At 70.2% G+C, this 12,400-nt stretch carries 12 protein-coding genes; all 12 read left to right on the top strand.

Features of this window, described 5'->3' with window-relative positions:
• Positions 1-39 precede the first annotated feature (39 nt).
• From QM693_RS01865 to QM693_RS01920, 12 genes are read left to right on the top strand one after another with little or no spacing between them, the layout of a single operon-like run.
• Entirely contained in the window at positions 40-792 is a 753-nt protein-coding gene (locus tag QM693_RS01865) for a TauD/TfdA family dioxygenase (RefSeq protein ID WP_349307478.1), read from the top strand.
• Complete coding sequence (locus QM693_RS01870) at positions 789-1,799, top strand: AurF N-oxygenase family protein (protein WP_283351168.1); 1,011 nt, start codon at positions 789-791, stop codon at positions 1,797-1,799. Before QM693_RS01865 ends, QM693_RS01870 begins: the two co-directional genes overlap by 4 nt.
• Positions 1,796-2,566 carry a hypothetical protein gene (locus QM693_RS01875; protein ID WP_283351169.1) on the top strand — a complete coding sequence of 257 codons (771 nt, stop codon included), beginning with the start codon at positions 1,796-1,798 and terminating at the stop codon, positions 2,564-2,566. The genes QM693_RS01870 and QM693_RS01875 overlap by 4 nt, the downstream gene beginning before the upstream one ends.
• Positions 2,545-3,117, top strand: coding sequence for a hypothetical protein (locus QM693_RS01880; protein WP_283351170.1), 573 nt, complete (start codon positions 2,545-2,547; stop codon positions 3,115-3,117). The genes QM693_RS01875 and QM693_RS01880 overlap by 22 nt, the downstream gene beginning before the upstream one ends.
• Positions 3,114-4,604, top strand: coding sequence for a GNAT family N-acetyltransferase (locus QM693_RS01885; protein ID WP_283351171.1), 1,491 nt, complete (start codon positions 3,114-3,116; stop codon positions 4,602-4,604). The genes QM693_RS01880 and QM693_RS01885 overlap by 4 nt, the downstream gene beginning before the upstream one ends.
• Entirely contained in the window at positions 4,601-5,677 is a 1,077-nt protein-coding gene (locus QM693_RS01890) for an Ldh family oxidoreductase (protein ID WP_283351172.1), read from the top strand. The genes QM693_RS01885 and QM693_RS01890 overlap by 4 nt, the downstream gene beginning before the upstream one ends.
• Positions 5,674-6,900 carry an ATP-grasp domain-containing protein gene (locus QM693_RS01895; RefSeq protein ID WP_283351173.1) on the top strand — a complete coding sequence of 409 codons (1,227 nt, stop codon included), beginning with the start codon at positions 5,674-5,676 and terminating at the stop codon, positions 6,898-6,900. The genes QM693_RS01890 and QM693_RS01895 overlap by 4 nt, the downstream gene beginning before the upstream one ends.
• Complete coding sequence (locus QM693_RS01900) at positions 6,897-8,162, top strand: GNAT family N-acetyltransferase (RefSeq protein WP_283351174.1); 1,266 nt, start codon at positions 6,897-6,899, stop codon at positions 8,160-8,162. Before QM693_RS01895 ends, QM693_RS01900 begins: the two co-directional genes overlap by 4 nt.
• Positions 8,153-9,073, top strand: coding sequence for a branched-chain amino acid transaminase (locus tag QM693_RS01905; RefSeq protein WP_283351175.1), 921 nt, complete (start codon positions 8,153-8,155; stop codon positions 9,071-9,073). Before QM693_RS01900 ends, QM693_RS01905 begins: the two co-directional genes overlap by 10 nt.
• On the top strand, positions 9,070-9,819 hold the full coding sequence (locus QM693_RS01910; protein WP_283351176.1) for a hypothetical protein: 750 nt from the start codon (positions 9,070-9,072) through the stop codon (positions 9,817-9,819). Before QM693_RS01905 ends, QM693_RS01910 begins: the two co-directional genes overlap by 4 nt.
• Positions 9,816-11,135, top strand: coding sequence for an MFS transporter (locus tag QM693_RS01915; protein WP_283351177.1), 1,320 nt, complete (start codon positions 9,816-9,818; stop codon positions 11,133-11,135). Before QM693_RS01910 ends, QM693_RS01915 begins: the two co-directional genes overlap by 4 nt.
• Entirely contained in the window at positions 11,132-12,388 is a 1,257-nt protein-coding gene (locus QM693_RS01920; protein WP_283351178.1) for an ATP-grasp domain-containing protein, read from the top strand. The genes QM693_RS01915 and QM693_RS01920 overlap by 4 nt, the downstream gene beginning before the upstream one ends.
• Positions 12,389-12,400: the final 12 nt, after the last annotated feature.

The raw sequence follows: 12,400 nt of genomic DNA on the forward strand, positions 1-12,400 counted from the left end.
GGTACGTATCCCAGTCGGGTTTTCGGAATGGAGGAATGGATGTCGCCGAATTGTCATGTCGTTTCTGCGGGTGTGGAAACGGTGGAAGGCCGTCTCGACCGGTCCCGGCTGGGGGAGGACGGCTACGTCGTCGTCCACGACGTGCCCGACCGCACCGCTGCAGCGGAAGTGGTTGGCTCCCTGGGTGATCTGGTCCCGCAATACAACGGTCTGCTCACCCACGAGGTGACGTACCGTCCCGGCAACGATCATCGGGCGTACTCGCAGAGCGCGAACACGATTCTGGCGCATACCGAGGCCCCGGGCTGGAATCCCAGCCCGGCGTACCTGGCGCTGTTCTGCCACCGGCAGGCGCGCTGCGGCGGCGGCCACACCGATCTGCTCGACATCCGGCGGCTCGTCGACGCCCTGGAACCGGCCGAGCTCACCTTGATGACGGACGCCGAACTGACCTTCCCGGGCCCGGACGGGGGTGTACGCACCGCGATGCTGGGCGCGGACGACACCGGCCGCACCGCCCTGCGCTTCAGCTACAACCTGCTCACCGCGGCCGACTACGACCCACACCACGACTCCGACGTCGACGACACTCGGCTGCCGCTCGGCCTGGCCGGTCGCAGGTTGGCGCATCGCGTCAGCGACCTGTTCCACGAACTGCGCACCCGCGTGCTGATTCCCGAGAATGCGCTGCTCATCTGGGACAACCAGCGCATGCTGCACGCGCGCTCGGAGTACGCCGACCGCGCCCGTCACCTCACCCGTTTCTGGGCCGGCGACCGGACCCGCGCATGATCATCGACGACCTGCAGTGCTCCGACGCCGACGGCCTGGTCCACCTCCCCGGACTGCCGTCGTTCGACCCCGCCGACGAAGCCGAGAACGCCGTCATCAGCCGCCTCGCCGGCAACTGGCACCGACGGTCGACGGTGAAGCGCGACGAGCCCGACCTCGACGAGTTGTTCGACGCCGGCCGGGCCGACTACCCCGAGGGCATCGTGCCGTTCCGCGACCATCCGACATGGCAGGCGATGCCCGACGCGCTGCGGTCGCGGCTGCTGAGCTGGGCCTGGATCGCGTACAACCGGCACACGGTGCTCGCCGAGCAACGCGTCGCCAACCCGGCGTTCGCACTCGTCATGGACGGGGAGTTTCCCGGTCTCGGCGGCCAGGACATGGATATCGCCCTCGCCCAGGCCATGGTCGACGAGCAGTACCACACCCTGATGCACATCAACGCGAGTGCGCTGACCAGACGTAAACGAGGGAACCCGTTCCCCGACAGCGCGTTACCCGAATCCCACACCTCACGGGCACACCGTCGGCTGCGGGCCCGTGCCGCCGAACGCTGGCAGCGCAGCCTGACCACGCTGGCCTTCGCCACGGTGTCCGAGATCTCGATCAACGCGTATCTCGATCTGCTCGCCGACGATCATGACATCCAGGTGGTCAACTCCACCACCGCAAAGCTGCACAACCGGGACGAGTACTGCCACGCATCCATTTCCGACGAGATGGCGAAGCTGGTGTACGACATGCTGGACCCCGTCAAACGCCGATTCTTCCTGGACATGCTGGTCGCCGGACTGGACGCGTTCGTCGCCACGGACTACTCGACGTGGGAGGCGATCTTCCGGATCGAGAAGGTCACCGGATGGGAGAAGATGCTCGCCGACGTGCGGGCCGAGAAGTCCGGTTCGCGGCTCGTGCGCGACTACAGCGGTCTGTATTCGCTGATGTCGGACATGAATGTTCTGGGCGAAGTCGACTTCGACTGGGGTCTGGCGGTGACGGACAAATGACCGTGCTCGATATCGACACCCGCACAGCCCTCGCTCCGCGATCGATCAGCGGCGACCGGCTCCGCAAGCTCGTCGCCGAACGAACCGGCGATCCGACCCTGGGGCACGAGGCCCACGTGGTCTCCCAGGTGCTGCCGTTCAAGGTCAGCAGCTACGTCGTCGACGAACTGATCGACTGGGGCCGTGCGCCGGACGACCCGATCTACCGGCTGACCTTCCCGCACCGCGACATGCTCGAGCCCGAGCACTTCGCCATCATCGAACGGGCTGTGGCGCAGGGAGATCGGGGCACCGTCCGGCAGGCCGTCGACACGGTCCGGGCCGCGCTGAACCCGCATCCCGGCGACCAGCTGAGCATGAACGTTCCGCAGCACGACGACATCGACGGTTCGGGCATGCAGCACAAGTACGCCGAGACCCTGCTGGTGTTCCCCCGCCAGGGGCAGACGTGCCACAGCTATTGCGGCTACTGCTTCCGCTGGGCCCAGTTCGTGGACACCCCGGACCTGAAGATGGCCATGTCCGGGCCGGAGGCGATGACCCGGTACCTCGACCTGCACCCCGGTATCACCGACGTGCTGTTGACCGGCGGCGACCCACTGGTCATGCGGACCGAGTTGCTGGCCTCGTATCTGCAGCCGCTACTCGAACCGGGGCGGGAACACGTCGAGACGATCCGGATCGGCACGAAGGCCGTCTCGTTCTGGCCGTACCGGCTGTTGGCCGGCCGGAAGCCGACGACCTGTTGCGGTTGCTCGAGCGGCTGACCGCCGCCGGCAAGCACGTCGCGATGATGCTGTACCTGTCGCACGTCGCGGAACTGCAGACCGATGCCGCCCGGACGGCGCTGGCCCGGCTGGCGTCGACCGGCGCGGTGCTCCGCGCTCAGGCGCCGGTGGTGCGTCACGTCAACGACGACCCGCGCACGTGGGCCGACCTCTGGCAGGCGCAGGTCCGCAACCGGGTCGTGCCGTACTACATGTTCGTCGAGCGGGACACCGGTGCGCGACCGTATTTCGGTCTGCCACTGGCGCGAGCGGTCGACATCTACCGCGAAGCGCTGCAACGGGTCTCCGGACTCGGGCGGACCGCGCGGGGTCCGGTGATGTCGGCGTCACCGGGGAAGGTCGTGGTCGACGGCGTCGTCGATCTCGACGGCGGACGTGCGTTCGCGCTGCGGTTCCTGCAGGCACGCCGGCCCGACCTGGTCGGCAAACCGTTCTTCGCGAAATACGACGAGCACGCGCAGTGGTGGGACGACCTCCGCCCGCACGGCCCGCGCGACCGCGAGTTCTTCGGCGTCGGAGGCACCGCGTGAAGGTCACCGCGCACGAGATCAGCTTGACGCAACGGCATCTGTGGCGCTCTGCCCGAGAAGCGATTCCGGTGCAGCGGGGCCTGGTGGTGGAGGTGGAGCAGGACGGTGTCGCCGGGTTCGGCGAGGCATCCGCGTTCATGACCGACCACTACAACTCGGGCCTGGACCGGATGCACGCGGATCTGCGGCGGATTGCGGCGTTACTGATCGACCTCGGTCCCGACGACCCGTTCGCCGTGTGGCGAGCCCTGTCCGCGGAGCTTCCCGATTCGCCGTTCGTCCTGGCCGCCCTCGACACCGCGGTGCACGACCTGCGGGCACGGCTGCTCGGTGTGCCGCTGTGGCAGTCCCTCGGGCTGGGACGCCCGCAGGAGTTGCGCTCCAGCTTCAGCATCGGGCTCGACGAGACCGAGGTGATGGTCCGCAAACTCCGCGAGCGACCCGGGTGGTCGGCGTACAAGATCAAGCTCGCCGATCCGGGCGACCTCACCGTCGTCAAGGAACTCCGCTGCCATACGACCGCGCCGTTCTCCGTGGACGGCAACTGCGGGTGGGAGCTGTCCCGGCTGCTCCCCGTCCTGCCCGGCCTGCAGGAACTCGGCGTGCAGCTGATCGAGCAGCCGTTTCCGCGCTCGGCGTGGCGCGATGCCCGGATCCTGAAGGAGCGCAGCCCGATCCCGGTGATCGCGGACGAGAGCATCGCGTCGCCGCAAGACCTGGACGCCTGCACCGACGCGTTCGACGGCATCAACGTGAAGCCGATGAAGGCCGGAGGCATCACCCCGTCGCTCGCGCTGCTGCGCCGGGCGCGTGAACGCGGTCTGATCACGATGCTCGGGTGCATGCCCGAATCCGCGGCCGGGGTGTCGGCCACAGCCCATCTCGGGGGATTGGCCGACCACCTGGATGTCGACGCAGTCGATCTTCTCGCGGTGAACACGGGCCGTGGACTGACGCTCGACGGCGCCGGCCGCGTCAGCCTGCCGGATCGTCCCGGTTCCGGTTACCTTCCCGATCCGGCCGCCCACGGCTGGCGGGTGCGGCCGGTGTCCGCCGCCGACGTGCGGCCGATCCGCCACACTGTGCTCCGGCCCGGTCAACCGGCCGAGACCTGCGTCTACCCCGAGGACGCGCACGCCGGCACCCGGCACTTCGCCACCCTCGTCGCGGGGCGCCCGGTCGGCGTGGCCTCGCTGTATCACGAGGATCCCCCCGAAACGCACGCCGTGCCAGATCTTCTCCCCGGCCGGGGGCGGCGCCTCCGCGGTATGGCCACCCTCGAGGAGGTTCGCGGTAGCGGTGCGGGGACCACACTCCTGCGCACCGTACTCACGAACGCCGCGCTGGCCGGCGCCGGCGCGGTCTGGTGCAACGCCCGCACCACCGCCGCCGGCTTCTACGTCAAGCAGGGCTTCCGGATTCTTGGCCCGGACTTCGACATCCCGGGCATCGGCCCCCACGTCTTCATGCATTGGAGTGCTTCATGATCCACCAGACACCGAACACTGGTTCGCTGATCGACGAGCAGGAGGCCCGCTGGCTCGCCTCGATCGCACTCGTCGAGGCCGGAGTGCCCGAGGACGACGCCGATCAGGTGGCTGCCGCGCTCGTCGACACGTCCCTGCGCGGCATCGACACCCACGGTCTGCGGCTGCTGCCGCAATACCTGGACGAACTCGCGACCGGCGTCGCGAATGCGGCGGCGTGCCCGACCGTGGTCCGGGACCGTGGGGCCGGACTGCTGCTGGATGCGGACGGCGCACTCGGCGTGCTCGCCGGACTCGCCGCCGCCCGCCTGGCAGCCGACCGGGCCAAGGCCTTCGGCGTCGCGGCGGTGGGCGTGCGCAATTCCAACCACTTCGGCGCGGCGTCGGTGTACACCCGGCACCTGGCCGGGCAGGGGATGATCGGCATCGCCGTCACGTCCGCCGCCTCCCGGGTCGCTCCGTACGGCGGGGTCGAGCCGCTGTTCGGCACCAACCCGATCAGCGTGGCCGCGGGCACGGGGGATGACGGGCTCGCCCTCGACATGGCCACCAGTCAGGTGTGTTTCGGTGAGGTGAAGCACCGCCGGGCCGAGGGGCGACCACTGGGCAGCGGCTGGGCCACCGACTGCGACGGGCAGTCCACCGCGGAGCCCGGCGAGGCGTATGCACTGTCGCCCCTCGGCGGCTACAAGGGACAGGGCCTGGCAATGGCGGTCACTCTGCTGGGGGCCGTGTTGACCGGGTCGCCGCCCGACTGGCAGCTCGAGCAAGTGGGTGAGGGAACGCCCGGTCGAAGCCGGGGGGTCGGCCATTTCGTCCTCGCCCTCGATCCCGGAGCGTTCAGCGGGCACGCGCACTTCGCGGCCGGGCTGGCAGACCTGCTCGGCACCGTCCGCGGATCAACGCCCGCCACCGGGACACCGGTGGTGGCCCCGGGCGATCCGCAACGCGCCCACGAGCGCGAACGGCGGGTGCGGGGAATACCGCTCGTCCCCCGGACCGCGGAGGTCTTCGCCACGCTGGAAACAACTTTCGACGTATTGACCGTGACGAGAAAGGAGGCTTCTCGATGATTCTCGTACTGATCAGCCCGCGCGCCGCCGGGCTGCCCTTCGCCCAGTGGCTGCCGGAGATGCGCGGACGTCTGGTGGCGGTCTGCGCCGAGGGATCGGATCCGGGTGAGGGATTCGCCGAGATCGTCACGGTCACCGACTACCACGACGACGACGCCGTCCTGGCCGCCGCTCGGGAACTCGCCGGACGGCAGCGGCCGACCGCGGTCTTCGCGCTGGCCGAGGTGGACGTGGAGCGGGCCGCCGAACTGCGCGGCGAACTCGGCCTCCCCGGCCTGGACACCGCCACGGCGGGGGCCTACCGCGACAAGATCCTGATGAAGGAATTGGCGCAGGCCGCAGGGCTTCTCGTCCCGGCCTTCGCCCCCGTGCACGGCCCGGCGGACATCGTCGACTTCATGGCCGAGAACCCGGGCCGCGTCGTCGTCAAACCGCGCAGCGGTTCCGGCTCCACCGGCGTGTACGTGCTCGATTCGCCGGCGCAGGCAGCCGGACTCGCCGACATCGTCTCGGCGACACCGTACGAAGTCGAGGAATTCGTCGACGGTGCGGTGCACCATGTGGATGCCTTTCGCGTCGCCGGAGAACCGTTGGCCGCCATCGCATCCCGCTACACCGGCCAGGGGTGCCTCGAGCACTGGACCGACGCCCCGTTCGGCTCCCGGTCGGTCGACACCGCCGACCCGGTCTGCGCACGCCTGGTGGACGAGACCTGGCGGCTCGTCGATGCACTCGGCTCGCCGCTCACCGTCTGCGTGCACGCCGAGTTCTTCGTCACCGCCGACGGCGACATCGTGCTCTGCGAAGTGGCCGCGCGGATCGGCGGCGGACCGATCCCGACGATGCTCCGCCACGTCCTGGGCATCGACCCCCGGCATCTCTGGGCGCGGGTGGAATGCGGGCTGCCGACCGACCTGGACGCGGTCCGGGACCGGGTGGCGACCGCCCCGCACGCAGCGTTCTACGGCGTGCCGCCGCGCCGGGGCCGGGTGCTGCGACTGCCGGACGCTCCGCCGGGCGTGCACGACTTCACGCTGAACACCCACGTCGGCGACGACTGGACCCCTGCCCGGTACAACGAGCGCAAGTCGGCGGACTTCCTCGCCTACTGGGTGGTGACCGACCCCGATTTCACGGCGCTGGGCAATCGGCTGATCGCCACCGGGGAACAGGTCAGCGCCGGATTCGATTGGGACCGTGCCGAAAGCGAGGGCGCAGCATGACCGCCACCCATGTCGACGGGATCACCGGCCACGTCCTGCCCCGCGGCGCCCGCCCCACCGCCGCCGACTTCGCGGGCATCGCCGACCCGGACATCATCTGGGAGGACGCGCGGTGGTGGCGGTTCACCGAACGCACCGACCTGCACGAGGTGCGTTACCTCGAGGTGCGCGCCGACGGCCGCACCGTCGCGGTCGCGCCACTGCTGTTCACGGCGCGGCCGGGGGGCCTGCTCTTCTACGATCCGCCCCGGCTGGCGGGAACCGCAGGGCCGATGGCCGAACCGGAGTTGCTCGATCACCCCGATCGGCTGCGCTGGGCCGAGCTGACCGCGGCGCTGTCCGGTGCCCGCGAGGATCAGTACCCGTCGCTGGCGCTCGCGACGTTCGGAAACCACCACGGTGTCGCGCATGCGCCCGGCCGTTCGCACGATCAGCGCCGCGCGGTCATGGCGGCCCTGCCCGGCCTGCTCCATCAGGCCGGTGACGAACTCGGCTGCCGCAGTGTGGCATTGCTGTACGTCGGAGAGGCGGAGGCCGAGGACGTGGACGGGTCCGCGACCCGCGCCGGGTACACAGCGGCGTTGCTGGGCGCCGAGGGTGTGCAGGACCTGAGCGGCCACAGCTGGCCGGAGTACGTCGCGAGCCTGAGCAAACGCCGTCGCGCCCGGCTCCGCAAGGAGGTCGCCGACTACACCGCCGCCGGCCTCCGCACGGTGGTCCGCTGGGGTGCGGAGGCGATCGACGACGATGTCGTCGCCCTCCAGGTCGCGCACCGGGCCAAGTACGGACTGCCTGGCGGCGAAGACCGGGTCCGACGCGATTTCGACGCCGTCCGTGAAGAATTGGGTGACTCGTGTGTCGTGCTCGGTGCCGAACTCGACGGTCGGCTCGTGGGATTCGTGCTCTACCTCCGCACCCCCGACACGTTGTTCGCCAGGACCGCGGGCTTCGCCCCGGGGATTCGTGGCTGCTACCTGACCCTGACCTACCACGAGACCGCGCGGTGGGCGGTGGAGCACGGCATCCGTCGCGTCCACTACGGACTCGCCGCCTACGAGGCCAAGATCGCCCGCGGATGCGAACTGCGACCCCGCTGGGGCTGGTTCGCCTTCCGCGGCGAAGGCGCCGACAAGTATCGAGAGGCTCTGACACTGCAGTCGCGCAGCATCGAGCGAAGGCTGGACCAGGTCGGCGCACCGGCAGTCCCGGTCCCGTCCCGGCGGCCCGCCGCCACCGAACCGAAAGCAGAACAATGGAACTGATCCCGACCGGCACCGTCTGGATGGACGGTGAATTCGTCGCCTGGGACCAGGCGCAGGTCCACGTGCTGACACCGAGTCTGCACTACGGCTGGGGTGTCTACGAGGGCATCCGGGCCTACGCGACCGACCGCGGTCCGGCCGTGTTCCGGCTGCGCGACCACCTGCGACGGCTGCACGACTCGGCGCGGGTGTACCTGATGGACCCCGGGTGGTCGGTGGACGAGCTCACCGAGATCTCGCTCGAACTGCTGCGCCGGACGGGCCTGGACTCCGGTTATCTGCGACCGATCGTCTACCTCGGCTACGGCTCGATGGGTGTCACGCCCGCGCTGGACACTGCCCGGGTGGCGATCGCGGCGTGGCCGTGGGGTTCGTACCTCGGCGAAACCGCGGACCAGGAGGGCTGCCGACTCGTCGTCAGCAGCTGGCAACGAAACGGTGTCCACTCGGTCCCACCGCTCGCCAAAGCGACGGGAGCCTATGTCAATTCGGCTCTGGCCAAGGTCGGGGCGCTGCGTGCCGGTTACGACGACGCGCTGATGCTCACCTCCACCGGGCACGTGGCCGAAGCGTCCGCCGCGAACATCTTCGCCGTCCGCGACGGTGAGCTGATCACCCCGCCGGTCGGCGACAACATCCTGCCCGGTCTCACCCGCGACACCGTGATCACGCTTGCCCGCGACCTGGGGATCACGGTGAGGGAGCAGAGCCTGACCCGCAGCGAGCTCTACGTCGCCGACGAGGCGTTTCTCACCGGCACGGCCGCCGAGGTGGTCCCGGTGGCGTCGGTCGACGACCGCCCGGTGGCGGCGGGCGGGTGCGGCCCGATCACCAAACAGCTGCGCGACGTCTTCCACGACGTGGTCCGCGGGCGTGAGCCCACTTACCGGCACTGGCTGGAGTTCGCATGAGCACGCGTCTACTGTCTTCGGCCGTACCGGATCGGGTCGCGGCGATCTGGGATGCCGAGGGACTCGGCATCCTGGAAGGTGCCGTCACCGGATTCGCCAGCGCGGCATACCTGCTCGACGGCAGCGCGTGGGCGAATGCGCGTCGCGAGGAGATCGCCGACCGGGTCGTCGACGTGATGGCCGCCCGGGCGTGGCAGGCCCTCCCGGAGCAGTCGCACGGCCGCGCCCGGAGAGTGGCCCGGCGCTGCATCGCCTACTCCCTTGCCGCGGACACCACCCGCGCCGACGGGAGCGGCACCGCCCGGTCCGACTGCTGGACCCTGACCACCCATGCGTTGGAACTGCTGACGATTCGCGAACACTTCGACGCGGCCGCCCACCGGGCCAGGGAGCTTCTCGGAGCGGCCCCCCAGGGCAGGTTGCTCGCGGCCTGGCAGATGGTGGACGACGCGCTCGGTGCCCTGGACAGAACCCGCCACGAATGGGTGGGGGCAGACCCCGCGACCGTCGCCGCCGCCGGGTGGGTGCTCGTCGACCGGATGAGCCGGCTCCTCATCGCGGCGGCGCTGGTCGCGCAGTCCGCGGCGGCCGCGTCGGCTCAGGACGCCGAACTACTCGTCAACGCGGCCCGGCGGTACGCCTGGAACCACCTGCGGCGTCCGGCGCCCGAGGCGGCGACACCCACCCACGTGCAGCGGTCGGCCGATCTGGTGCACGCCTTCCTGACGCCGGGGAGCATCCCGTGAACGCCCGCCTGCGACGGCTGGGTGATGCGCTGCTCCCCGACAGCCCGGCCGGTCGCACGCTCGCCGTCGGCGCCGGCATCGACTCGCTGGGCACCGGGATGTTCTTCGCGTCCTTCGCCCTGTACTTCATCGGCGTCGTCGGTCTCACCGCGAACCAGATCGCCCTGGCCACCACGACAGCGGGTGCGCTCGCCCTGCTCGCCCCGGTGCCCCTCGGCAGGCTGGCCGACCGGGTGGGACCGGGCCGGTTCTATGTGGCCCTCCTGCTGGTGCGCGGTATCGGTTACGGATGCTTCGCGCTCGTATCCGACTTCACCGGCTACCTGGTGCTCACCGTGCTGCTCACCGCGGCCGACCGGGCGAGCAGCCCGATCCAGCAGGCCGTCGTGACGGCGGTGATCGGCGGCCGCGACCGGACCCGGACGATGGCCACCATCCGCGCCATCCGGAACGTGGGTCTCACCGCGGGATTCCTGCTGGCGGGCGTCGTCTTCGTGACCGGCACCCCCGCCGCGTTCACGGCGCTGTTCCTGGGCAACGGAATCTCCTTCGTGGTCATCGCGTTCGCCGTCCGGCTCGTACTGCGAAGGACGGGAACCGTGGTGCAACGCACGGCTCTCCCGGCTGATCCCGGGCCGGCCGGAACCGCGGTGCGCTCGCCGTTCCGCGACTGGTGGTTCATGGTCTTCACGGTCGGCAACGGTGTGCTGTCGCTGTACGACACCGTGCTGATCGTTCTGCTCCCGATCTGGGTCATCGAGTACACGTCGGTGCCGCTCGCGTGGGTGCCGGTGCTCATGGCGGTCAACACCGTGCTGACGGTGATCCTGCAGGTCTACGTCGCCCGGTTCGCCGACGGCACGTCCGCGGCGACGCGACTCCTGACGTGGACCGGGGCGCTGATGGCCTTCTGCTGCGGTGCACTCGCCGTCGGCCAGATGGCCGACACCGGACCGGCGATCGCCGCCGTCGTCGTTGCGGTGGTGGCACTGTCGATCGCCGAGAACATCCACTCCGTGGCCGCCTGGGAACTGTCGGCCGAACTGTCCCCGCAGCCCGCCGTGGCCCGCTATCTCGGCGCGTTCAGCCTCGGCATGACGGGCCAGAAGGTGCTCGGCCCCGCCGTTCTGGTCGTCGTCCTGTTGCCGGCCGGTCTCCTGGCGTGGCCCGTCCTGGCCGGGACGTTCGGTGCCGCGGCACTGGTCTCCCGGACGGCGGCGCGTCGCAGTCTCGCGGAACGCGCACGGACGAAGGAACTCCCGGCCGGCGACCATCCTGCACTGTCTCCCTTCTCGATACTCGAGGTGAAGAAATGACCGAACACGTCCTCGTCGTCGGCAGCGGCCGCGACCTCCCGGGCCGGGTCCGCGATGCCCTCCCCGGCACCCAGACCTCGGTGATCTGCCGACTGGAATTCGTCGCCAAACTTCGCCGTCTGGCCGAGCATTCGCGGGTCATCGCCGTGCGGCACGATGCGCCGGACGAGGAGTGGATCGCCTTGGCCGCGGCCGCGCATGCGCAGCATCCGTTCACCCGGATCGCCACGTTCGGTGAACGCGACCAGGACCGCTGCGCCGCGATCGGGGAGGCCCTCGGCCTGTCCACCCACTCGCGCCGCACGGTGACGTCGGTCCACGACAAGAACGCCATGCGCGCCGCGCTTCGCGAATCCGGCGTCGACGCCACCGCCTCCGCCGTCGTCGCCGACGTGGAGGCGGTGCGTTCCTTCGCGTTCGAACACGGCTTTCCCTGCGTGGTCAAACCGGTGTGCGGCGCGGGCAGCGCCGGGGTGGCCGTGGTTCGGGAGGAGAGCGCACTGGCCGCGGCGTTCGCACGCGCCGGGGGCGACTTCGACGGCCTGACCACCAGCGGGGTGCTCGTGGAGCGGTTCCACGAGGGCCCGCAGTTCAGTGTGGAGGCCTTCTCGGAATGCGGCGAACACCAGATCGTGGCCGTCACCCGCAAGTACTCCGACCCGGCGACCTTCGTCGAACTCGGGCACGTGGCACCGGCAGCCCTCTCCGCGGCGCAGGAAGAACGGATCCATACGTACGTGACGAGTGTGCTCGATGCCGTCGGCGTGGAGTTCGGTGCGACCCACACCGAGATCGTGCTCACCCCGACCGGTCCCCGGGTGATCGAAACCCATGTGCGGATGGGCGGCGACGAGATACCGTCCCTGGCCCTCGATGCCACCGGCGTGGACCTCGCCGAATGCGTCGTGCGGCAGACCGTCGGGGAGAAGGTTCTACCCGGGATCCGGGCCGTCCTCGCCGAGGAGCGGCCGGCCCGCTGTTCCGCGATCTGGTTCGCCGCCGCACCCGTCGCGGGTGTTCTCACCGACGTCAGCGGCGTCGACGACGCCCGGAACGTCGACGGCGTGACCGACGTGCAACTCCTGGTCCGCCCGGGCGGCGCGGTCAACGTCCTGGAGTCGTCCGATTCGCGTGTCGCATGCGCACGCGCGGTCGGGGACACCGCCGAGCAGGCGCTCGACGCCGCCCGGGAGGCCGTGTCACGCCTCGAATTTCAGGTGCGCGTGGCCACCGCGAGCACGGTGACGGTGTGATCGCGCAGATGC

Source organism: Rhodococcus sp. IEGM 1305, assembly GCF_030058635.1.
Lineage (GTDB): Bacteria > Actinomycetota > Actinomycetes > Mycobacteriales > Mycobacteriaceae > Rhodococcus_F > Rhodococcus_F opacus_D.